We start from the raw sequence: 22,905 nt of genomic DNA on the forward strand, positions 1-22,905 counted from the left end.
GAACAAAAAGAAGAAACACAAAAGGAACTAGAGCAAAAGACGAAATCACAAGATAGTAATAAGAACGATCACAATATGCACAATGAAGAAAAAGGACAGGATAATAATGGCGGCCCTTCTTCCGCTTCGGATCCCAACTCTTCCAACTTGGAAATTGTAAGTCCAGAAGATGATGATGAAGATGCGCTAGAACCTAATGAATACTTTGTTACTACAATTCAAGACAATGAAGTAACAGGTGAAAAGGAATATACGTTTCAGATAAAACAATTAAAACATGATTATTTAGTCAGAAATGTTGATGTGTCACTCGACTCTGAAGCTGGCGAAGTAATGGAACTATCTGAGGATTACAGTAAACCAGTTGTAGCTAAAGTCAACTTATCCACAGGTGAAAATAAAATATCTGTTGCAGTAACTTACGAAGATGACATAGGTACTACTTTTACTGTTTTAAGAAATTATCTCGTTATTTATGATGAAAAGAGTATTGTTATTGAAACAGATTTGCAAGATCAAGAGGTTTATGAAGAAACACTTGCATTTAAAGCAACTGCTACCATCGAGGATAAGAAAATTCCTGTGCAAGTTATCGTGAAACAAGGAAATGATGAAACAAAGCTTGAGGAACAAGAAGATAATCAATATGTTGCTACGCTTCATGAAGGTAAAAATAACATCACTATTCAGGCGGAGGCTAATGGAAGACAAGCTGTCAAAGAATTTACGATCGATTATTATAAGCTTGATCTTAAAATCGAAACGAATTTAACAAAATATAACGATAAAACGGTTAAAAATAAGTCATTCGATTTCATGGCAAAAGCGTTTGATGGTGAAGAAGAAATAGATATATCTGTAGCCCATAACGAAACGTCATTGCAAAGTGATGATGGGAAATACAATGTCTCACTAAAAGAAGGTAAAAATACATTTTATTTAGAAGCGGTTAAAGGTGCAATGTCCCATTCGGAAACATACAGCGTGTTTTATGAACCAGAAGCTGTCGGTGGAGAAGAGGATAACGATGAAGATAACCACGCACCAACGATTACGGTCTCTGATATCACAGATGGAGAAACGATTAATAACTCTATACGGACATTTCATGTAAAGGTAAAAAATTACCGAGGGGAATCAATTACAGGATCTGGGAAAATTCATGTCACGAACAATGGAGAAGACGTGCCGCGAGATCATACAGACTCCCAACAAATTAGCTTTAAATTACAAATTAAAGAGGGAACAAATCATATTGTTATCCATGCGGAAGATGCAGAAGGAAATACAGCGACTAAAGAACTTACTATTACTGGGAAAGTCGGAGAAGACGGTTCCCCAGCAGGTACCATCACTATAAGTATGGAGGCGACTACGATTGGACTAGGCTATTTAATCTCACCTCAACAAATGGAGATATACCAAGGAGAACGTGCTACTTACGTTATTGATAGATTATTAAAAGATCACGGGTTCCAATTTAGCATTACTGGTAAAAACGATGACAGATTCTACTTAGAAGCAGTGTCAAAACCAGGTTTAGTTACGAACCCAAAGATTCCAGATGATTTACTAAATACACTTGAGAAACATAATGTCATTACAGATCCTAATAGTTATGATGCCAACTGGTTAGGAGAAATGGATTTTAATAATCTTTCAGGGTGGATGTACAGTGTCAATGGTGTGTATGCAAATGTGGGCTTTGCTGATTATTATTTTAAAGATGGTGATGTTGTAAGAATAAGATATACATTAGCGTTAGGCAATGATATTGGCGGAGGTTTAGATAATTTTCATAAAGAATGGTAATAAGAGGGGTATTGTTAGATGTTCATTTCAACTAAATTTTTCACGAATCTATTTTCAGCTTTATTCATTGTCCTTTTAGCTGTTGTAACACCTTTAAAAGGACATGCTATGGAAGCAAACGATTCGTTTGAGGCTGAAAGTCTTGTCGATTATATGGATGAAATTATCAATTGGAAGAAAGAAAATACAACCCAAAATAGAAATGCCCCCTTATTAAATGATCCATTTTTGGAACAGGCAGGAGAAACTGCTGTTGATTGGTATACCATTGGGCTTGGAAGAATTGGGGTAGATGATGATTATTCCGCTTATTTAGCGGTGATTAAAGATGTTGTAGAAAACCGCTATCAAACAGACGAAAAATTAAGTTCTGCTAAGGCTACTGAATGGCACCGAATTTCATTAGCCATTTTAGCCGCTGGCGGAGACCCGACGAAGATTGGGAAAACAGAAGATGGTAAAGTAATTAATCTAATTGCAGACGGGACTTATGCAAGAGGAGAAACGACTCGGTCACTAGGAGCTCAAGGGTTAAATGGTTGGATTTGGGGGTTAATTACGCTTGACAGTATGCGCTATATTGTTCCGGAAGATGCAAATGAAACGAGACAAAGCATGATTACAGAAATTTTACGTCATCAGCTAACAGATGGAGGTTTTGCACTTCACATCGAACCAACATCAGATGTCGATATGACTGCGATGGCTATTCAAGCATTAGCTCCTTATTATAATAGTGAAGAAACGTATACGTATACACAAATTGCTACAGATGAAACAGTAAAGAAAAAAGTTCGGGAAGTAGTAGATGAGGCATTAACCGTGCTGTCAAACGCTCAGAAGGAGGATGGAGGTTTTGAAAGTCATGGAATCTCTAATGCGGAAAGTATCGCTCAAGTTATTGTTGCATTAACAGCATTAGGTGTCGACCCATTGAAGGATGAGCGGTTTATTAAACAGGAAAATACACTTTTAGATGCCTTGTTGAAATTTCAGATGAGTGATGGCGGTTTTATCCATTCAGAAATGTATGATGAAGAAAATCCAATGACTTTACCAGATGAATCAAATGCAATGGCAAGTGAACAAGTGTTATATACATTTGCAGCCATGTACCGTTATTATTACAATTATCGAACGCTTTATGATTTTCGAGAAGAAATGAGTATGGAATTAAAGGAAAAAATAACAGCCATTAACCAATCGATTGAAGCTATTCCAGAAAACCCAGATTCACAATTGATTCAACGTATCTTTTCCGATTATTTAGAGATTCCGATTGAAGAGCGGTCCTATGTATACAACTATTATCAACTAGCAGAGGCGATGGATAACCTTGGAATAGACAACACATCCGAACCATTTGCTGAAAATATGGGGATAAATAATGATGGAAAAGGTACGATTACATCGCTAATTAATGAGGAAAAAACGATCGCAACGGATGCTAAATTTACTGAAGAGGATGCACGTCATGTTGCTCAAATAGCAGATGAGGAAAAATCGACGGAGCACTATGTTGAAGTAGTCAAGTTAATTGAAAAACTCGATAACGCAACCAATGCGGAAGAATATGAACATCTAAGCGCGGATCTTCAAGAAATAAAAAGTGAAATTGAAAACATCGAAGCGGAAATTCAATCCATTAATGAAACCATTTTAGATGAATTGTATCCGTTCAGTAACGTGTCACCAAAAGATAAGGAAATTGTCGAAAATATAATTACGCGCTATCAACAGCTAAGTCCATATGATCAAGAGAAGGTTCAAGGATATGAAGACGTAGAAAGAGCCGAAATTCAAATTAAAAATGGCATCCGTTCCCGTTATATTGGGATTGCAATAAGTGTTTTAATTATAGGAATGAGTTTTATTTTGATAAACAGATATCGAAAAAGGAAACGTGAAAAAATGCAACAGAACATGATTGTAGATGAAGAAGCGTAAGGGGGCGATAAAACTGCGAAAAGATATACTTGTTGTAGCTTTTATTGTTCTTCTCGTCACCGTTCTAGTATCAGGCACAAAAATACAATCCGTAGAAGAGTACTATTTAACGCATATTGATGATATTACCGAGGATTCAGAAACGGTTTTTATTCGTATTGAAGCAAGCACTCTGTTAGATAACTGGGAGAAATTAGATCCGGCCTTGCAATCTACAAAATATGTACCAGAAGATGGAGTCATATTGGAACGATCTGAGTATGTTTTAAGACCGAATGATACCGTCTTTGATATTTTACAAAGAACAGTCCGTCATAACAAAATTCATATGGAGTTTCAAGGCGCAAATGAAAATACATATAAAAGCGTCTATATTCAAGGGATTAACCATTTGTACGAATTTTCCGCAGGTCCATTAAGCGGATGGATGTATAAGGTTAATGGTGAGTTTCCTAATCATGGTGTGAATACATATGAATTAGAAGATGGAGATGAAATAGAATTTTCGTATACATGTGATTTAGGACGAGACCTAGATCCAGTGTATGCAGAGTAAAAGAGTGATAGACAATGAAAAGTTTTGCTAGTTTTCATCCAATCGTTTTATTTTTGTATTACTTATCCGTTATTAGTGTTTCGATGTTTATGATTCATCCAATTATCGTTTTATTATCCCTAATCGGTTCATTGCTATTTTTTGCTTTCCATACACCGATGAGGATATTTTGGAAAGATGTCGGGTTTTACATGCTTGTCCTTTTACTAATTGCGATTACGAACCCGTTGTTTGTACATAAAGGAGAAACCATTCTGTTTTTTTTGAATGATAATCCAGTGACGTTAGAAGCAATTGTTTATGGAGTTTTCATAGCTATATTAATTGTTGCTGTTATTTTTTGGAGTAAATCATACAGTCAGTTAATGACTTCCGATAAGTTTGTTTATTTATTCGGTAAGGTAATTCCTAAACTTTCACTTGTTCTTTCGATGGCGTTACGATTTATCCCGATAGTAAAGTTGCAGATTAAAAAAGTAAATCAAGCTCAGAAGACGCTAGGATTATATACGAGTAACAGTATGACGGATCGTATACTAAGTGGAGTCCGAACATTTAATAGTATCATCACATGGTCACTAGAAAATGCCATTCAACAGGCAGATGCCATGAAAGCACGTGGGTATGGACTAAAGGGAAGGACCAATTTTTCATTATTTCGCTGGTCCGCTCGAGACACTGTGATCATTGCCATAATGGGGAGTTTATTTGGGGCAATTATGTATGTACAAAGCAAGCATTACTTTGATTTTATGTATTATCCTGTCTTATCAGAAATCTCTATTACATGGATATCTATAAGTCAATTTTTGATTGTATGCATTTTAATGATTTTACCGAGTCTTATCGAAATAAAGGAGAATCTTCAATGGAAATACTTAAAATCGAAAATGTAACATTCACATATCCTGAGCAAGAAAACCCTGTTTTAAACTCAATTGATTTATCGATAAAAGCAGGGGAATTTGTTGTTTTGTTCGGTGAATCGGGTTCAGGAAAAACGACATTGCTAAAAATGTTAAAACGTGAAGTCACTCCGCATGGGAAAAGGACAGGCACTATTTATTTTCAAGGAAAAGCATTAGAGGAACTTGATGATCGGACCGCTGCAAGTGAAATCGGCTACGTGATGCAAAATCCAGAAATCCAAATGGTTACAGATAAAGTATGGCATGAGCTCGCATTTGGACTAGAAAATATTGGCACCCCAACGCAAGTTATCCGCAGGCGTGTTGGGGAGATTGCTAATTATTTTGGTATCCATACTTGGTTTCGAGAACGGACAACTAATTTGTCTGGTGGACAAAAACAATTAGTAAATTTAGCATCTATTATGGTTGCTGATCCCAAGGTATTAATTTTAGATGAACCGACTTCGCAACTTGATCCAATTGCTGCAACTAATTTTATCGAAACGTTAAAAAAGTTAAATCAAGATTTAGGAATGACAATTATTGTAGCAGAACATCGATTAGAGGACGTTTTACCTTTGGCCGATCAAGTTATCATGCTGGAAAAGGGTAACTTATTATTTACGGATCAACCGCGTAAAATTGGGGAACGATTGTTGAGCCTTGATGAAGAACACCCATTGTTTTTTGCTTTACCAACTGCGATGAAAATATTCCATCGTTTGCATGGAGCTGGGAAAGTTCCTATTACAGTTAAAGAAGGTAAAGAATTTTTAAGTGATCATTTTAGTCATATACCAAAGACCATAGATAGACCAAAAACTGATCAACATCAAGAACCAATTATAGAATTGAAAAACGTGTGGTTTCGTTATGAACGTGAATTACCGGATATTGTAGCGGGGGTAAATTTGACTATTCATAAAGGGGAGATTTTGTCTATTTTAGGTGGGAATGGATCTGGTAAAACAACCTTATTACAAGTGATAGCAGGACAAAATCGGGCTTACCGTGGAAATGTAGTGATTAATGGGAAGAAAATTCAAAAGTATAAAGGAAAAGAATTGTACCAGCATCATCTCGCTGTGTTACCCCAAGATCCTCAGACAGTTTTCTTAAAAGGAACCGTACGTGAAGACTATAAAGAAATAGCGAAAGTTCTTCGTTATTCTGAGGAGAAAATGGAGCAGCTAACCATACATATTGCTGAAAAATTATCAATTACCCATTTATTGGATAAACATCCATATGATCTAAGTGGGGGAGAACAACAAAAAGCCGCACTAGGAAAAGTGTTATTATTACAGCCGAAAATTCTATTACTAGATGAACCAACAAAAGGGATCGATGCGTTTGCTAAAAAAACCTTACAATCTATTATAAAAGACTTGCAAAGCGAAGGGTTAACGATCATTCTTGTCACACATGATATTGAATTTGCCGCTGCTACTTCCGATCGAGTCGGCCTATTTTTTGATCGAGAATTAATATCTGTCGATACACCGACTGAATTTTTTTCCAACAATAATTATTACACGACTGTTGCTAGTCGTATGTCACGACATTTATGTAAACATACGATTACTGACGAAGAAATCATTGAAGTTTGTCAACAGTATGAGGAAGTAAACGTATGAAACGGTGGATTAATTATAGTGTCCTATTGTTAATTATCCCAATAACGATTTGGCTTGGGATTACGTTGTTCGCTGACCGAAGTTATGTATTTATTTCATTGGTAATCGTTTTGTTGACATTACTACCTTTTTTTATAACTTTTGAAAAACGACAAACAAGTACACGCTTACTCGTAGTCTTAGCTGTTTTAGTCGCACTATCTGTCGTCGGTCGCTTTTTATTTGCAGCAATTCCAGGGTTTAAGCCGGTAACTGCTATTGTTATATTATCCGCTATTTACTTTGGAGCGGAGGCTGGCTTTCTTGTTGGAGCATTAACGGCACTTATATCTAATATTTATTTTGGCCAAGGACCTTGGACACCATTTCAAATGTTCGCTTGGGGAATCATTGGATTTTCTGCTGGTCTTCCGTTGATAAGAAGACTGCTTGTAAAAAGTAAACTCGCTTTACTTTTAATCGGTATGTTTTCGGGAATTTTCTTTTCATTACTAATGGATATTTGGACTGTTTTATCCATCGATGGAACATTTAATTGGAAACGGTATGTAACAGCGGTTGGTTTATCGGTACCTTTTATGATTACTTATGCAATTTCAAATGTGATTTTTTTATTTCTAACAATTAAACCAATCGGTGAAAAACTAGCAAGAATTAAAATGAAATATGGTATATAAAGGAATGGGGGAGTATTTAGATGATAACTAAAACAGAACAAGTCATCAACCAAGTAAAAAAAGTCATTATTGGAAAGGACGAGATTGCCAAAAAAGTATTTATGGCCATACTTGCAGGGGGGCATGTGTTGCTAGAAGATATTCCCGGTGTTGGTAAAACGACACTTGCTCTTGCTTTTAGCAAAGTAATGGGCCTTGATTTTAATCGGATTCAATTTACGCCAGATGTCATTGCTTCCGATGTGGTTGGATTTACAATGTATGATAAAAATAAAGAAGAATTTGTTTTCAAACAAGGGGCAGTAATGTGTAATTTGTTATTAGCGGACGAAATCAACCGTACTACGAGTAGGACGCAATCGGCCTTACTGGAAGTGATGGAGGAAAAAAATGTAACGGTAGATGGAATGACATATACATTACCAAAGCCGTTTCATGTGATTGCGACACAAAATCCGATTGGTTCCTATGGGACACAAATGTTGCCACAGTCTCAGTTGGATCGGTTTATGCTTAAAACTAGTATCGGTTATCCTGATTTTGCTAGTCAAGTAGAAATTTTAAAAGACCGCCAAACAACCCAGCCGCTTGATGAAGTCAAAGCAGTTATATCCAAAGAAGAATTAATTGAGATGCAACATGAAGTCAGTCATATTCATGTGGCAGAGGAAATTTTAACATATATTACAAGTTTAACAGTGGCAACAAGGGAACATCCACTCATCATACAAGGGGTAAGTCCAAGAGGAGCATTGGCACTTAGCCGTATCGCAAAAGCGCATGCATATATAGCGGGAAGAGATTATGTCATTCCAGAAGATGTAATAGAAATGTTTGTTGATACGTGCAATCATCGAATCGTTTTAGAGCAGAAAGCGCAAGTTTCAAAAAATGGCCCGTCTACTATTCTAAATGACATTATGAATGAAATAAAATCACCAGACAATAGAATACATGTATAACTTGGCGGTGGAAAAAAATGATTATATCTAGATTGCAAGTTTTTGTGATTTTGCTGCTTATGATAGGTTTTTATATTTTTTCGGAATCGTATGTTGCGCTTTATTTGTTAATGGTTACGATTATCTTAATTCTTACTTCATTTATTATTTTAATGATTCATAGAAGGAAAATTACAATCGAGATCCAGGCACCTATATCAACGTATAAAAATGAAAACGGTGATATGTACATAAAACTTATTAACAGAAGTATCTTTCCTAGTATGAAAATTAAAAGTACGATCCTTTTTCATAATCAATTAACGAATGAAACGTTAAAAGAAGAAATTTATTTAACAGGAAAAGGTAGGGAAAATAAGAACGTTTTAACGAAATGGAAGAGTAAACATATTGGTCATATTACTGCTGAAGTAATGGCGATATCTTTATATGATTATTTCAATATTTTTTCAATGTCCATACCTGCTTCATCCAAAACTGATTTTTATGTTTTACCTCACTGTTTTAACATTGATGTTGTAAAGAAAACGTTAGCTATGGGACAGGGCGATACTCCCGTTTACTCAAGCAGAGAGAGCATGGAGGCTATGGAAATGATAGGGTTAAAAGAATATGAAGAAGGTGACCAGGCAAAACGAATTCATTGGAAATTGTCGACGAAATTAGACCGATTAATCGTTAAAGAATTTAGTAACCCGGTAGATGATACTATTTTTATACTTTATGAAAATGGTATTCAAAGTGATGCTGACGCAATAAATGCAAGTATAGAAGTGTTTTTATCGTTATCCAAATCGTTATTGGAAAATAAGTATGAACATACAATGGCTTGGTTTGATCATGAATCAGATCAATTAAGAATAGAAAAAGTATATTCATTTGAGCAGCTATTGAACTTACAAAGCTTAATTTTATCGATCAATCATAAAGAGAACGATAGCACTTCATTAAGCGAATTCATTGCTTTAGATTTGAGAAAACGGTATGCACAACAATTTTATATCACATCTGCCAATACTATATCGACAGAAGAGATATTAGTAAATACAGGAATGACGCCATTAATATGTGCAACTCAAAGGGATCGTACTGAACTAGCAAATGAAAAAGTAATTGTTTTTACACCCGATACAGCGGAAACGGATTTGCACCAACTGACAATGTAAGGAGTTATGTCACATGGATACAGAGCAATTAGCAAATGGTACTAACATACAGTTGTCTTTCAACAAAGTTAATCAGAAAGATGGTAAAGGATATGATCTGATCCAAATCGTTTTAGCTACTATAATGTTGGCACTTTTGATTAGGTGTGTCACTACGACCTTTCTTTTAAACGATATTTCTTTATTTGTCTATGTCGCTGGCATCGCTTTTACTGTACTTTTATTTTATTTGAGAAAAAGCAGATTAAGAATCATTGGGTTACTGATGTTTCTAATGGTCTTGCTATTTATCCTGTTTAATCAATATACCGTAAGTGGTTTAATTTTATTATTTAATCATCTGGTAGAATTAGTCGGATTGAATACAGGATTAATATTTTCCCAGTATGAAATCACGCTCTCAACAGAATTAGAAAATTTGGCAGTAAATATAATGATGATTTATGTTGGACTATTTCTTTCTATTATTTGTTATTATGCTGTGCAGAGAAACAGGTCTATTTTTATTTTGCTATTCATAATACCGCTGTTTATTTTTCAAGCTATTTTTCATACAGGGGAGTTGTATACGAATAGTTTACTAGGTATCATATTTATTTTTATTTTCTTGAAAACTACGAACGACAAGCATGCTATAGTTGGAAGCGGCAAAAGTGTCGCATTTACTTTCGTAGTGACTATTCTCCTAATCATAACGGGGATAATTAGTATGATAATGTTAATCGTAAAGCCAGTGGATGGATATGAAAAAAATAATCATGTTTCTCATATAGAAGATGCTTTAAAACAAAAGGCAGCTGACGTTCGTTATGAAAAAAGCAAAGTACACTCATTTACAGAAGGCGATTTCACCAAGCTTGGTGAGTTAGAATTAAAAGAAGATATAGCACTGGAAGTTATGATGGAACAGCCAACTTCTATTTATTTACGAGGATTTACTGGTTCTACGTATACTAGTGAAGCATGGGAAAACTTAAATTATCAAGAAGTATACAAGTATAAGGATACATTTTACTGGTTAAATCAAGAGGATTTTCATGCGCTGAATCAGTTAAGCACGATAAATGAATTAGTCGAACAAAACGAATTAATGGAAAAAACACGTATAACCGTCCATAATTTAAATGGAAATAGTAAATATATTTACACACCATATGAATTGATAACGAACCCAGAAGAGTTACAGTCAGCGAAACTATTAAGTGATAATATGATCCAAGCCAACAATTTTTTTGGAGATCGAATATATACGTATGATGCCTATAAAAATCTAGTAAAGCATTATCCAACTCTGGCAAATGAGTTATATCGATTGTCAAATGCAGAGAAATCTACTAGTTATTTGAACAATGAACGTCATTATAATGAGTTTGTGTATAAGATGTATACGGAATTATCGGAAGAGGTAGAACATATAATAGGAAATCATTTACATGTAGAAGGTGATGCACCGGAACATATCGCATATGAAAAAGCCATTAATTATGTTAGAAATTACTTAGAGGAAAATATTTCCTATACACTAAATCCAGAACCATTACCGGAAAAGAAGGATTTTTTAATACATGTATTAGAAGATTCACAAGAAGGGTATGCGACACATTATGCTACAGTTGCAACGTTAATGTTTCGGTATTTAAATATTCCTTCCAGGTATGTAGAAGGATATATTGTTGCGCCGGAAGATATAGAAGGAAAAGAATCCTATGAAAAGATCGGCATAAAAGGGACAAATGCACATGCGTGGACAGAAATATATGTAGATAAAATTGGTTGGATACCACTTGAAATGACGCCACCGTATTATAAACGAATGGAACAAATAGATCTATCAAATTATCCTCAAGGAATGGAAAAGGAAAAAGAAACTAATCAGCAAGAATTAGTTACTGATACGTCGGCAGGGACACAAAAAATAAAGGATAAGGAACAAGAAGAACGTGAAGTTATCGATAAAAAAGAAGTTGACAGCCAATTTTCCTGGAAAAAGTTAACGGTAGCTGTGTTCATTGGTTTTCTGTCACTACTAGTATTAATTAGTCTTATTTACGTGATCATCAAGCGGATTCAACTTCTGAAACGAAAAAAATTATTTTCTGGTCCAAACTTAAATAAAGGAACGACGAAAATGTTTTCTTATATATTATTACTTTTTCATTATGATGGGATTAAAGAACGAGGTGGCTCCACCTACACGTATTTAAACGATATTCAACAAAAATATGGGGCTTCTTTTGCGGCAAGTTTTAAAGAAATTATTGCTATTAACCAGTCAGCGATATATAGTGGTAAGGCAACGACACTAGAAGAACATCAATTAGTAGATGAGTTTAAAGAGATTACGTTGAAAAAAGTGGTAAAATCAAAAAATATTTTCCAACGAGTCAAGATGAAATTTTGGGATTTTATTTATTAAACTGGGGTTCTCTTTTAATCAGAAAAGTTGAATAAACAGATGACATTCCCTATGATTTAATTAGTAAATAATTGAGGAGAGAGAAAACATCATGAACATAACAAAGTACAGACAGGCACAATATGACATCGATCCAATATATCTCGAGCGTTGGTCGCCACGCTCTTTTTCTTCAAAAGAAGTAGAAGCGGATAAGCTGAATGCAATTTTTGAAGCGGCACGTTGGGCGCCTTCTGCGGCGAATTGGCAACCGTGGAGATTTGTATATGCAAAAACGAAGGAAGATAGAGAAAAGTTCCTATCATTTATTAATGAAAATAACGTAGTATGGTGTAAAAATGCTCCCGTTCTTGTGGCGATTATTTCGAAAACGACACGAAACGAAGAAGGAGATCCCAATATTACACATGCGTTTGATACAGGGACTGCATGGGGATATTTAACACTCGAAGCAACTCGACAAGGATTAATTACACATGGAATGGGTGGCTTTGATCGTAAGAAAGCGAAGGAAGTCTTACAAGTTCCAGAAGAATATGAAGTTCAAGCAATTTTTGCATTAGGTTATTATGATCCGAATGTAGAATTACCCGAACGCCTCCAGAAGCGGGAACAGCCATCTGATCGCAATCCAATTACGAGTTTCGTTAGTGAAGGAATTTTTGAAAAATGATTACAACAACAGCTCATTTTCTTTTATAAGATAAATGAGCTGTTGTTTTTTCTGGAATAATGATCGGTTACAGTCATTAATAGGTTTTAATCGTTCGTCATCGGAACACCCGAGCATGGTAACGAATATCACCTAATCGTTCCCTTATTTCGTCAAAATGTCAAAGTTGGGGATTACCAAGTGTAAGCAACGACTAGTTGCAATCACGAAAACGATTCTTTCTAATGGCTAATCAATCGCGGAGTGAATTTCTTAAATTTATAATCTCAAGCAGCTCCATATCTGTTAATTCAGCAATTTTTTCATTTGAAAAGCCATCTTCCAATAGTTTTTTTGCAATGCTTATTTGGGCTTTTTTAAATCCTGCTATCTCACCTTTAATCTTTCTTTTTTTGCTTTCCTCAAATGCTATTATCTCTTCTTCTGTTAGTTCTTCCAATATACCAGCAAGGGTAGGTGATAACTCTGGTTTTTCCGCTTGCATCTGTTCTACACCTTCCTTTCTCACATAGTCAAGTAGCACATTTTTTAGTTCTTTATCAAGTTCACCTGGGGATTGTAGTAAATAATCAATGAAATAAAATAATGCAGTAATATAATTGCGAGTACCACATCCTTTTTTATTTACTATTTGTTTTGTTCCATTATACACGATCATTTGTTTCCTTAGAAGCGTTTAAAGAAAATTATTCGAAGATGTGGCTACAGTTAAATTAAAACAATTGCCACGATAAAAACCGAAAAAATAAATGTACTTAAACTGTATCTAACCGCTGTACGATATTTTTTGGCAAGAAGAAGCTGGACTACTTCGTTTCCGAATGTGGAAAATGTCGTGTAGGCTCCGCAAAATCCAACTCCTAAGAAGAGCCATATTATCTCTGGAATTGTTCCTTGCAAATATAATTTTAGTAGAACACCTAGAAATATGGAACCAGAAACATTAGCAATCCAAGTACCAATAAAATGTTTGTCGCATTTATTTGAAATGTAAAAACGCAGTATACTACCAAAAAAGCCGCCGATGGCAACGAGAAGGATTTGCAACATCATTTTTCAATCCCTTCTGTAGGTAGACGATAGGCAGATTTATATCCAAGATAACTCGCTAGCAAACCTACAAAAATGGTTAATAATAGATAAATAATGGATGAAAAGCTATTTGTATGAAAAAGCATGACAACTTCAACCGTAATAGTTGAAAATGTTGTATACGATCCAATAACCCCGGTTGTTAATGCAGTAAAAATGGCTGGAGCTAATTTTGTTTTAATTGTTGGATGAAATAAAATAAATGATAATAGAAAAGCCCCGGTAACATTTACAAATAATGTTGCCCAGGGGAAGCCTATAAAACTATTTGAATGTAATAGTAAGGAAATGAGATATCGCACACTGGAACCAATAACACCACCGATTCCAACAGCAAAATAAATCTTCACGATTAACGCCCCTTTATGCTGGCTGACAAGTTGGACAAAGTCCGTAAACTTCGAACTTATGACCATCAATTTTATATTTTGAAAGCAGTTGTTCCACATCATCCATTGGACACACATTAATCTTTTTTGTTTTGCCACATATATTACAGATGAAATGGTGATGATGATGGCTACCGCAATTCATACGAAAATGTTTTTCAGCATTTAGATCAGTAGATTCTAAGATACCTAAATCATGATATAAATGAAGATTTCGATAAACTGTATCAAAACTGATCCCTGGATAATTCAATTCCATAAATTTATATAAATCTTTAGCAGTATGATATTTATCTTCCTTTGCAAAAAATGATAATATATCTTCCCGACGCTTAGTCATTTTAAATCCTTGTTTTTGTAAGATTGAAATGGCTTCTTGTTTGTTCATTTTTCTACCACTCCTTTATGAAATGATAACCGTTTAAATACTAATGTAATCAAAAGTATCATGATTGCAACCATTACGATTGTCCCACCAGGAGGGATGCTTAAATAGTAACCAGTAATTAATCCGACGATTACTGCAGTTTCGGCAAAAATAATAGCGTAGAAGATGAGTTGTTTAAAACTCACTGCAATTCTCATCGCACTGGCCACTGGTAATGTCATTAAAGCTGATACTAATAACACGCCAACAATTCGAATCGATGCAGCAATAACGAGTGCTGTTAATACGATAAATAGAAAATGAATTCGCTTCGAATGAATCCCTGAAACGGTAGCATGCTCTTCATCAAAAGAAAGAGTTAATAATTCTTTGTAAAAAATGACAATCATTAAAATAATAAAAATTGATATTCCTAATATTGTAAAAAAGTCATTACGACTTACGGCAGAAACAGAGCCGAATAAATAATTAAATAAATCAGTATTGAATCCATTAGCTAATGAAATAAAAATAACACTTAGTCCAACTCCACCACTTAAAATTATTGGAATCCCAATTTCCTGATAAGCTTTATAGACGGAGCGCAATTTTTCAATTAAAATCGCTCCAATTACGGAAAATCCCATCCCACTGTATAAGGGACCTAAAGGAAGTGTCAGTTGCTTCTCAATGAATAATCCAAAAGCGATTCCAGCAAGTGTTACATGTGACAGGGCATCTGCCAAGAGAGAGAGTCGCCTTACAACTAGAAATGCCCCTAAGAGTGGTGCGACAATCCCGACTAAAAGGCCGGTTAAAAAAGTATGGCGTAAAAAGTCAAATTGAATAATATCACTTAACATAGCAACCTCCTTTTAATCATGGTCATGTACAATTACTTGTACCGGATGACCGTAAATTTCTGATAAGTATTCTGCTGATAGAGCAGAATATTCTTCTGACTTTCCATGGAAATGCAGTGTTTGATTCAAACAAACGATATTTGTAGCATATTTTGTCATTGCACCTGTATCATGGGTAACAAGTAACATTGTAATATTTTGTTTCACATTTAATTCATGAAGCAATTCATAAAAACGCTCGACATTACGGTAATCTATTCCGACAGTCGGTTCATCCAAAATTAATAACTTCGGTTCACTCACAAGCGCACGTGCAATAAAAACACGTTGTTGTTGTCCACCAGAAAGGTTTCCGATGTTTTGATAAGCATATTCTCCCATACCAACTTGATCAATAGCCTGCAACACTTTTTCTTTATGATTTTTTCTCATAAATTTAAAATAGCCAACTTTAGCCGTTAATCCCATTGCGACAACCTCGAATACAGTTGCCGGGAAGCCCTTGTTGAACGTATTTGCTTTTTGGGACACAAAACCAATCCGGTTCCAATCTTTAAACGCTTCAATTGGTTCATCTAGTAAATAGATAGACCCATGATCCGGTTTTAATAAACCTAAAATTATTTTTATTAAAGTAGTCTTTCCCCCACCATTTGGACCGACCAACCCCATAAACATTCCACGTTTAATATCAAGATTAACATCTCGTAAAACAGTCTTCTCTCCATAAGAATAATAGATATTTTCTAGCCTGATAACAGAATCTGACAATTTGTTTCCCTCCTTTACTTTTATCCAGGTAGTTTGTAATTTAACAACGAAGTTTGGCGTTTAACCACGGGAATTCCGAAATAACCACAGGGGAACCCGTTCCCCACGAAATTTACAAAATAACCACGGTCACAAGTTATTTTGTTGCTTGATCAAGCACTTCTAAATTTTTCTCCATTAAAGAGAGGTAATTTTCATTTTCTGCAATATCATCTTCAGTCAATACTTCTAAGTTATGAATGGTCAATCCCTCTGCATGAATATATTCTTGAATAATAGATGCTAAACGATTTGATCCTGTTTGTTCAAAAATAACATAGGTTAAATCTTCATTTTCAGCAAGGCGGGCAATCTCGGCTAAATCCTTTTGAGAAGGTTCATCACTAGAAGATAAGCCACTAATTGGAATTTGTTCGATCCCGTACCGTTCTTCCCAATACCCATAAGCTGCGTGAGAAACAAGAATCTGTTTATTATCCTTTTGCTCAAGTGTTGCAGTAAATTCTTCATCTAATATAGTTAAGTCTTTCTTTAATGCTTCAAAATTAGCTATATATTCGTCTTCATTCTCAGGGTGTAACGAAACAAGCTCGTCCTTAATAATTTCACCAATTTCGATCATACGGAGCGGATCTAACCATATATGCGGATCATGGTCACCGTGATCATGGCTGTGGTCATCATGTTCATCTTCCGCAAATAATTGTTCATGTTTTCCAATTTCTATAAAAAGTATATCCTGGGACTGTAGGGCGTCAGCCGCGGTTTCTGCAAAACTTTCCATACCAGCACCTAAATAGATAAACGCATCACCATTTGCAATCTCCGTAATTTCTTTTGAAGTAGGTTCATACGTATGGGCATCAACTCCCGGAGGATAGATTGATTTAACAACTGCTTCATCACCAGTAATTTCTTCAGCTATATATTGAATTGGATAAATGGATGTATAAATCAGTAATTGATCGTCACGAGTTTCATTTGTTGAATTACAAGCTGTTAATAATATAAAGAGCAAGAGTCCTAATAATACCTTACCTTTCAAAAAAATTCCCTCCTAAATAGAATGTTAACAGTATATCGTAATGGTTACGATTTGTAAACAGGAATGATTACGATTAATAACAGTATACGATTTCAAATCAACTATCATTACCTTTTAAATTTGATAATAAATAAAAGCATTCAATCTTAAGAAAAACAATTTGCATAAAACTGTATGATTAACTAAGATAAAGTAAAAAATTTAATATTAGTGTATCAACCAAATAGTTAGAAACCATAAAATTAATCGTTATTTTAGCAAAAAACATGATAGAATTTGATTAAATGAGGAACAATTGAATCAATAAGGAGTGCGTTATATGAATGTAGTTCTAGAGGTAAAAGGCATGAGTTGTGAAAACTGTGTAAAATCGGTAAAGGATGCTCTTGATGGTGTAAATGGGGTCGAACATGTAGAAGTTCATCTAGATAGTGAGAAAGTAACGATAAGATACGATCAGTCCGTTATTGATTTAAATACAATCTGTAACAAAATTGAAGAACAAGGGTATGATGTCATTCGTTAATAATTTAAAATGCAATAAATTGTACGTCAGAGGCATATTTGTAAGGTTAAATGAAATAAACGTGTCACTGAGCCGTGTATTATTGCTTTAAGCTCCAATGGAATCACTATACATGGAATGATATACTAAATGTAGGACTGGAGGGATATTTTCATGGTTACTGAAATGAAAACGACATCTTTTAAAGCGGTTACGGAGGAAGAATGGCGGGAGATTGCGACTAAATCTCTGCGTGGACTTCCTTTTGAAAAATTGGTTACGAAAACGCTTGAAGGGATCGATATTCAACCGCTTTATACGAAAGAAAAGTTTGCGATAGAAAATGAGTTACATGACACAATGCTTCAAACTATTCGTGGAGGAATCGAAAGTCCTGACTGGACGATTGCCCAACAATCTTATGAAACCAATTCCAAACAATTTTTACGGGAAATAAAAGAATCTCTGGATAAAGGTAACGAAGCTATTGTTTATAATGGAAAACGTCCCATAATATGGAAAGAAAATGATTTAAAAGAATTAGCGAAATTAGTCCAAATTTATCCTTTATATGCTTTTGATGTAGACGAGCAGGATGAATTGACAAAACTATTTTCATTTATTGATGAAAAAAATAGAAAAAATGTAACAGGTATTTTTACAGGAAGTGCGATTTTACCAGAAGGATATCATTTACTTCGGAGAATTTCTGCTAATACAATTCCTTATCATGAACGTGGTGCTGATAACATCACGGAACTTGCTATTACACTGGCGATCGCTGCAGAAGAAGCACAGAATTTTAATTCGTTTACGCAGTTTTTTAATCAATTTTCCGTTCGTTTTGCGATTGACACGCACTTTTTTATGGAAATTGCAAAACTTAGAGCATTTCGTGTTTTATGGCAAACATTTGCTCAAGCTTACGGATATGAAAAACCAAGCCGGGTGCCGATTGTTTCGGAAGCTTCGTTACGTACATATTCCAAATTAGATCCTTATGTAAATTTACTTCGCGCTGGAAATGAAGCTTTTTCGGCTGTGCTAGGTGGAACGGATGTATTAACGATTCATCCTCATAATGTGTTAACAGACATAACCCCATCCTCCGTACGAAATGCACGTAATATTCAGCTCGTTATAAAAGAAGAGACGCTTGTCCAATATGTGCTCGATCCATCGGGAGGTTCGTATTTTATTGATATGTTAACAAATGAAATGATCGAAAAAGCGTGGGCATATTTTCAAGAAATCGAACGTCTCGGAGGATTTTCTGCATATGTTTCAAGTGGGGTATTAGATGAAAAATTAGACCAATTGTATGAGGCACGAATGAAACTTGTTAGTTATCGCAAGAAATCTTTAATTGGTACAAATAATTATGCCGATGTAACGGAGATAGTTCCAGAAGATGTAGGACCTATCGAGGTTGAAAGAAGATTAGCAGAACCATATGAAAAATTGCGAAATCAATTTGCAAATAGCCAACCTAAAACAGTATTACTTACGTTTGGACAGTTGAAAGATTTTAAAGCCCGTGCGGATTTCGTGACAGGTTTCTTAGCAACTGCAGGAATTAAAACGGAAATGAGTCCAGCTTTTAACAATGTAGAAGAAGCAATTACCTGGATAAAGGCGAATGAATTTGATTATGGGATCATTTGCATTCCTCCAAAGGAAACCGAGACTGTAATGGAAAAACTGATTCGAGATTTTCCAGGAGAAAAGTGGATAGATGTAGCAGGTACATATGATGAGAAACTGGAAAAAGCATGGAAGCGTGCGGGTATATCTGGTTTTATATATCAAGGGCAAGACCAGTTGGCAAAATTAGAAAAGATACAGAAGCGTTGGGACGGGAGGCTGAAAAATGAAGAAGCCTGATTTTAACAAAATTAAACCATTACAAGTAGAAAATTCAGCAAATATTACAGTGGAAAAAGCGATAGAAACGAATGAAGGAATTGCCATAAAAAATGTGTATCAAGCAGAAGATGTAGAAGGGTTAGAACATTTAAACGATTATCCGGGAATTGCACCAAATACGAGAGGTCCATATCCGACAATGTATGTGACTAGACCTTGGACAGTAAGACAGTATGCAGGTTTTTCAACTGCTGAAGAAAGTAATGCATTTTACAGGCGAAATCTAGCAATGGGACAAAAAGGATTGTCTGTTGCATTTGACTTGGCGACCCACCGTGGATATGATTCGGATCATGAAAGGGTTCGGGGTGACGTGGGGAAAGCCGGAGTAGCGATTGATTCGGTTGAAGATATGAAAATATTATTTGACGGTATCCCACTCGATGAGATGTCTGTTTCGATGACGATGAATGGTGCGGTTTTACCTGTTATGGCATTTTATATTATTGCCGCTGAAGAACAAGGCGTCTCACCTGAGAAGCTAGCCGGGACGATCCAAAATGATATTTTAAAAGAATATATGGTTAGGAATACGTATATTTTCCCACCTGAAATGTCGATGAAAATAATAGCGGATATTTTTGAATATACGTCAAAATATATGCCGAAGTTTAACTCGATTTCAATTTCTGGTTACCATATGCAAGAAGCGGGAGCGACGAATGATATTGAACTAGCTTATACATTAGCTGATGGGCTCGAATATGTTCGAACTGGGCTGAAAGCTGGAATCGACATTGATTCTTTTGCACCAAGATTATCGTTTTTCTGGGCGATCGGCAAAAACTATTTTATGGAAGTTGCGAAGATGAGAGCAGCTAGAAGAATGTGGGCACAAATGATAAAAACATTTGCACCAAAAAATCCAAAATCGCTTGCACTTCGGACACATTCGCAAACTTCAGGCTGGAGTTTAACCGAACAAGATCCTTTCAATAATGTAACAAGAACGTTAATTGAGGCGAATGCTGCTGCGATGGGACATACGCAGAGTCTGCACACAAATGCATTAGATGAAGCGATTGCCCTACCGACTGATTTTTCCGCACGAATTGCACGTAATACACAGCTATTTTTACAAGAAGAAACGCTTATGACAAATGTTGCGGATCCGTGGGGTGGTTCGTATTATGTGGAAAAATTAACGGATGAATTAATGAAACGGGCTTGGGAGCATATTGAAGAAATTGAAGATTTAGGTGGAATGGCAAAAGCGATAGAAACGGGTCTACCTAAACTGAAAATTGAAGAAGCTGCTGCGAAAAGGCAAGCACAAATTGATTCACAAGCCGAAACGATTATTGGCATGAATAAATATCAATTAGATGAAGAAGAGCCGATTGATATTTTAGATATCGATAATACAGTCGTCCGGGAAAAGCAAATTGAACGAATTGAAAAAATGAAAGCAACTAGGGATGAAGCGGAAGTAGAGAAACTGCTGAATCGATTAACAGAAGCGGCCAGAACTGGAAATGAAAACTTATTAGCATGTACAGTTGATGCAGCGAGAGCTAGGGCAACGATTGGTGAAATCAGTGACGCAATCGAAAAAGTTTCTGGACGTCATAAGGCGGTGATTCAATCCGTGAGTGGTGTATACAGTTCAAACTTCTCAAATCAAGAAGAAATTGCAGAAGTAAGAAGAATGACGGAAGAATTTTTAGAAAATGAAGGGAGACGCCCACGAATTTTAATAGCGAAAATGGGACAGGACGGGCATGACAGAGGAGCAAAAGTTGTTGCTTCATCTTATGCAGACCTTGGTTTTGATGTGGATATCGGTCCACTTTTCCAAACACCAGCCGAAACAGCTGCCCAAGCAGTGGAAAATGATGTTCATGTTGTCGGTGTTAGTTCACTTGCTGCCGGACATAAAACACTTGTCCCACAATTAAAAGCGGAACTTCAAAAACTCGGGCGGGAAGATATTTTAATTATCGTTGGTGGTGTTATCCCGGCTCAAGACTATGAACATCTACGTAAAAGTGGCGCAGTTGGAATTTTTGGTCCAGGTACGGTAATCCCTGTAGCAGCACAAAAAATTATTGAAGAAATTTATAAAAGTCTTGGTTATGAGGAAGTGGAAGAATGACAAATAACAAAGACGAAGAAGAAACTGCATTAAACGTCATGGGGGGAATTACAAGTTCCCATGACGGTACAAAACGAACAAAGCGACGTCGGTTTGTGAAGAAAAAAGAAACGGTTCAAATTGATGCTTTATATGAAAAGATAATTAGTGGTTCGACGCTTGACCTTGCCCGCGCGATCACTCTAATTGAAAGTGTTCGTCGTGAAGATCAAACATATGCACAAGCACTACTGCAAAAGGCGCTCCCTCATACAGGGAAAAGTATCCGAATTGGGATAAGTGGGGTTCCGGGAGCTGGAAAAAGTACGTTTATAGAGACGTTTGGTTTAATGTTATGTGAGCTAGGCTATAAAGTTGCTGTGCTCGCGATTGACCCTAGTTCCTCGGTTACGGGTGGAAGTATTTTAGGGGATAAAACGAGAATGGAAAATTTGTCTAGTCATCCAAATGCTTATATTAGGCCATCTCCAACTTCCGGAACATTAGGTGGTGTGCATCGGAAAACGAGGGAAACGATGCTATTATGTGAAGCGGCCGGTTATGATGTAATTTTAGTTGAAACAGTTGGGGTTGGGCAAAGTGAAACAGCAGTCCGAAATATGGTGGACTTTTTCATGCTCCTTGCACTAACTGGTGCGGGCGATGATCTTCAAGGTATGAAAAAAGGGATCATGGAAATAACAGATTTGATCATTGTTCATAAAGCTGATGGTGACAATGTACGTTTAGCGAAACGTACTGTTCGTGAATATAAACAGATTTTGCATTTTCTACAGCCGGCAACACCTGGTTGGGAAGCTACTGCAATTCCTGTTTCTTCGTTAGAGAAAACCGGCCATGATAAAGTGTGGGAAATAATTACGGAATTCAAAAGTAAAATGGAAAAAAGTAATTACTGGCAAGAAAGAAGACAGGAGCAAACAAAAAGTTGGTTCCATGATACGATCCACGACTATCTCGTTGAACACTTTTTTAGCAAGAAAGGGAAAAAGGAACAGGTATCGGAGCTTGAGCAGCAAATTGGAGAAGGAAAATTAACGATTGCTTCCGCGGTAGAACAATTATTTAGTAAGAATAATTAAATTGCCAAAATCG

At 35.8% G+C, this 22,905-nt stretch carries 21 protein-coding genes; 14 read left to right on the plus strand and 7 right to left on the minus strand.

Translation table 11 applies throughout. From position 1 onward, the window contains the following. The 10 genes from ACPYKA_RS04700 to ACPYKA_RS04745 all read left to right on the plus strand — a co-directional run. On the plus strand, nucleotides 1–1,812 hold a 1,812-nt coding region (locus ACPYKA_RS04700; protein ID WP_479541228.1), incomplete at its 5' end, for a DUF4430 domain-containing protein. An 18-nt stretch (nucleotides 1,813–1,830) separates the two neighbouring features. Then, complete coding sequence (locus tag ACPYKA_RS04705; RefSeq protein ID WP_479541229.1) at nucleotides 1,831–3,759, plus strand: prenyltransferase/squalene oxidase repeat-containing protein; 1,929 nt, start codon at nucleotides 1,831–1,833, stop codon at nucleotides 3,757–3,759. After that, a complete protein-coding gene (locus ACPYKA_RS04710) occupies nucleotides 3,746–4,315 on the plus strand; it encodes a DUF4430 domain-containing protein (protein ID WP_479541230.1) in 570 nt (189 codons plus the stop codon). Before ACPYKA_RS04705 ends, ACPYKA_RS04710 begins: the two co-directional genes overlap by 14 nt. Before the next feature lie 14 nt (nucleotides 4,316–4,329). Further along, entirely contained in the window at nucleotides 4,330–5,211 is an 882-nt protein-coding gene (locus tag ACPYKA_RS04715) for an energy-coupling factor transporter transmembrane component T (RefSeq protein ID WP_479541231.1), read from the plus strand. Beyond that, complete coding sequence (locus ACPYKA_RS04720; RefSeq protein ID WP_479541232.1) at nucleotides 5,184–6,863, plus strand: ABC transporter ATP-binding protein; 1,680 nt, start codon at nucleotides 5,184–5,186, stop codon at nucleotides 6,861–6,863. The genes ACPYKA_RS04715 and ACPYKA_RS04720 overlap by 28 nt, the downstream gene beginning before the upstream one ends. After that, nucleotides 6,860–7,540: an ECF transporter S component gene (locus tag ACPYKA_RS04725; RefSeq protein WP_479541233.1), complete on the plus strand. Its 681-nt coding sequence runs from the start codon at nucleotides 6,860–6,862 to the stop codon at nucleotides 7,538–7,540. Before ACPYKA_RS04720 ends, ACPYKA_RS04725 begins: the two co-directional genes overlap by 4 nt. Before the next feature lie 20 nt (nucleotides 7,541–7,560). Beyond that, the gene (locus ACPYKA_RS04730) at nucleotides 7,561–8,502 is read left to right on the plus strand and encodes an AAA family ATPase (RefSeq protein ID WP_479541234.1); all 942 of its coding nucleotides are present in this window, start codon (nucleotides 7,561–7,563) and stop codon (nucleotides 8,500–8,502) included. 17 nt (nucleotides 8,503–8,519) lie between these two features. Next, complete coding sequence (locus ACPYKA_RS04735) at nucleotides 8,520–9,668, plus strand: DUF58 domain-containing protein (RefSeq protein WP_479541235.1); 1,149 nt, start codon at nucleotides 8,520–8,522, stop codon at nucleotides 9,666–9,668. 13 nt (nucleotides 9,669–9,681) lie between these two features. Beyond that, the gene (locus tag ACPYKA_RS04740; protein WP_479541236.1) at nucleotides 9,682–12,084 is read left to right on the plus strand and encodes a transglutaminase-like domain-containing protein; all 2,403 of its coding nucleotides are present in this window, start codon (nucleotides 9,682–9,684) and stop codon (nucleotides 12,082–12,084) included. A gap of 88 nt (nucleotides 12,085–12,172) precedes the next feature. Then, on the plus strand, nucleotides 12,173–12,757 hold the full coding sequence (locus ACPYKA_RS04745; RefSeq protein WP_479541252.1) for a nitroreductase family protein: 585 nt from the start codon (nucleotides 12,173–12,175) through the stop codon (nucleotides 12,755–12,757). 232 nt (nucleotides 12,758–12,989) lie between these two features. Here the strand turns inward: ACPYKA_RS04745 and ACPYKA_RS04750 are convergent, their stop codons facing one another. From ACPYKA_RS04750 to ACPYKA_RS04780, 7 genes are all read right to left on the minus strand, one after another. Continuing rightward, nucleotides 12,990–13,415, minus strand: a complete 426-nt coding sequence (locus ACPYKA_RS04750) for a hypothetical protein (protein WP_479541237.1) — start codon at nucleotides 13,413–13,415, stop codon at nucleotides 12,990–12,992. 50 nt (nucleotides 13,416–13,465) lie between these two features. Next, nucleotides 13,466–13,810 (minus strand): fluoride efflux transporter CrcB, encoded by a 345-nt coding sequence (crcB, locus tag ACPYKA_RS04755; protein ID WP_479541238.1) that lies wholly within the window; start codon nucleotides 13,808–13,810, stop codon nucleotides 13,466–13,468. Continuing rightward, complete coding sequence (locus ACPYKA_RS04760) at nucleotides 13,807–14,199, minus strand: fluoride efflux transporter FluC (protein ID WP_479541239.1); 393 nt, start codon at nucleotides 14,197–14,199, stop codon at nucleotides 13,807–13,809. Before ACPYKA_RS04760 ends, crcB begins: the two co-directional genes overlap by 4 nt. Before the next feature lie 13 nt (nucleotides 14,200–14,212). Then, nucleotides 14,213–14,626, minus strand: a complete 414-nt coding sequence (locus tag ACPYKA_RS04765) for a Fur family transcriptional regulator (RefSeq protein ID WP_479541240.1) — start codon at nucleotides 14,624–14,626, stop codon at nucleotides 14,213–14,215. Continuing rightward, nucleotides 14,623–15,468 carry a metal ABC transporter permease gene (locus ACPYKA_RS04770; RefSeq protein WP_479541241.1) on the minus strand — a complete coding sequence of 282 codons (846 nt, stop codon included), beginning with the start codon at nucleotides 15,466–15,468 and terminating at the stop codon, nucleotides 14,623–14,625. The genes ACPYKA_RS04765 and ACPYKA_RS04770 overlap by 4 nt, the downstream gene beginning before the upstream one ends. Nucleotides 15,469–15,480: 12 nt before the next feature. Beyond that, nucleotides 15,481–16,239, minus strand: a complete 759-nt coding sequence (locus tag ACPYKA_RS04775; RefSeq protein WP_479541242.1) for a metal ABC transporter ATP-binding protein — start codon at nucleotides 16,237–16,239, stop codon at nucleotides 15,481–15,483. Nucleotides 16,240–16,375: 136 nt separating this feature from the next. Then, a complete protein-coding gene (locus ACPYKA_RS04780; protein ID WP_479541243.1) occupies nucleotides 16,376–17,284 on the minus strand; it encodes a metal ABC transporter solute-binding protein, Zn/Mn family in 909 nt (302 codons plus the stop codon). Nucleotides 17,285–17,603: 319 nt separating this feature from the next. On the opposite strand from ACPYKA_RS04780, the gene ACPYKA_RS04785 reads away from it, so the two are divergent. The 4 genes from ACPYKA_RS04785 (at nucleotide 17,604) to meaB (ending at nucleotide 22,892) form a co-directional block, all read left to right on the plus strand. Continuing rightward, nucleotides 17,604–17,810: a heavy-metal-associated domain-containing protein gene (locus tag ACPYKA_RS04785; RefSeq protein WP_479541244.1), complete on the plus strand. Its 207-nt coding sequence runs from the start codon at nucleotides 17,604–17,606 to the stop codon at nucleotides 17,808–17,810. 153 nt (nucleotides 17,811–17,963) lie between these two features. Next, complete coding sequence (locus ACPYKA_RS04790) at nucleotides 17,964–19,673, plus strand: methylmalonyl-CoA mutase family protein (protein WP_479541245.1); 1,710 nt, start codon at nucleotides 17,964–17,966, stop codon at nucleotides 19,671–19,673. Further along, the gene (scpA, locus tag ACPYKA_RS04795; RefSeq protein ID WP_479541246.1) at nucleotides 19,660–21,810 is read left to right on the plus strand and encodes a methylmalonyl-CoA mutase; all 2,151 of its coding nucleotides are present in this window, start codon (nucleotides 19,660–19,662) and stop codon (nucleotides 21,808–21,810) included. Before ACPYKA_RS04790 ends, scpA begins: the two co-directional genes overlap by 14 nt. Further along, nucleotides 21,807–22,892 carry a methylmalonyl Co-A mutase-associated GTPase MeaB gene (meaB, locus tag ACPYKA_RS04800; RefSeq protein WP_479541247.1) on the plus strand — a complete coding sequence of 362 codons (1,086 nt, stop codon included), beginning with the start codon at nucleotides 21,807–21,809 and terminating at the stop codon, nucleotides 22,890–22,892. Before scpA ends, meaB begins: the two co-directional genes overlap by 4 nt. Nucleotides 22,893–22,905: the final 13 nt, after the last annotated feature.

The sequence above is a fragment of the Pseudogracilibacillus amylolyticus (SeqCode) genome, from assembly GCF_051918545.1.
Taxonomy (GTDB): domain Bacteria; phylum Bacillota; class Bacilli; order Bacillales; family Amphibacillaceae; genus Pseudogracilibacillus.

Excerpts from the sequence above, each read along its gene's own strand:
- ACPYKA_RS04705 (WP_479541229.1), top strand. The coding sequence starts at position 1,831 with ATGTTCATTTCAACTAAATTTTTCACGAATCTATTTTCAGCTTTATTC.
- ACPYKA_RS04710 (WP_479541230.1), top strand. The coding sequence starts at position 3,746 with ATGAAGAAGCGTAAGGGGGCGATAAAACTGCGAAAAGATATACTTGTT.
- ACPYKA_RS04715 (WP_479541231.1), top strand. The coding sequence starts at position 4,330 with ATGAAAAGTTTTGCTAGTTTTCATCCAATCGTTTTATTTTTGTATTAC.
- ACPYKA_RS04720 (WP_479541232.1), top strand. The coding sequence starts at position 5,184 with ATGGAAATACTTAAAATCGAAAATGTAACATTCACATATCCTGAGCAA.
- ACPYKA_RS04725 (WP_479541233.1), top strand. The coding sequence starts at position 6,860 with ATGAAACGGTGGATTAATTATAGTGTCCTATTGTTAATTATCCCAATA.
- ACPYKA_RS04730 (WP_479541234.1), top strand. The coding sequence starts at position 7,561 with ATGATAACTAAAACAGAACAAGTCATCAACCAAGTAAAAAAAGTCATT.
- ACPYKA_RS04735 (WP_479541235.1), top strand. The coding sequence starts at position 8,520 with ATGATTATATCTAGATTGCAAGTTTTTGTGATTTTGCTGCTTATGATA.
- ACPYKA_RS04740 (WP_479541236.1), top strand. The coding sequence starts at position 9,682 with ATGGATACAGAGCAATTAGCAAATGGTACTAACATACAGTTGTCTTTC.
- ACPYKA_RS04750 (WP_479541237.1), bottom strand. The coding sequence starts at position 13,415 with ATGATCGTGTATAATGGAACAAAACAAATAGTAAATAAAAAAGGATGT.
- crcB (WP_479541238.1), bottom strand. The coding sequence starts at position 13,810 with ATGATGTTGCAAATCCTTCTCGTTGCCATCGGCGGCTTTTTTGGTAGT.
- ACPYKA_RS04765 (WP_479541240.1), bottom strand. The coding sequence starts at position 14,626 with ATGAACAAACAAGAAGCCATTTCAATCTTACAAAAACAAGGATTTAAA.
- ACPYKA_RS04770 (WP_479541241.1), bottom strand. The coding sequence starts at position 15,468 with ATGTTAAGTGATATTATTCAATTTGACTTTTTACGCCATACTTTTTTA.
- ACPYKA_RS04785 (WP_479541244.1), top strand. The coding sequence starts at position 17,604 with ATGAATGTAGTTCTAGAGGTAAAAGGCATGAGTTGTGAAAACTGTGTA.
- ACPYKA_RS04790 (WP_479541245.1), top strand. The coding sequence starts at position 17,964 with ATGGTTACTGAAATGAAAACGACATCTTTTAAAGCGGTTACGGAGGAA.
- scpA (WP_479541246.1), top strand. The coding sequence starts at position 19,660 with ATGAAGAAGCCTGATTTTAACAAAATTAAACCATTACAAGTAGAAAAT.
- meaB (WP_479541247.1), top strand. The coding sequence starts at position 21,807 with ATGACAAATAACAAAGACGAAGAAGAAACTGCATTAAACGTCATGGGG.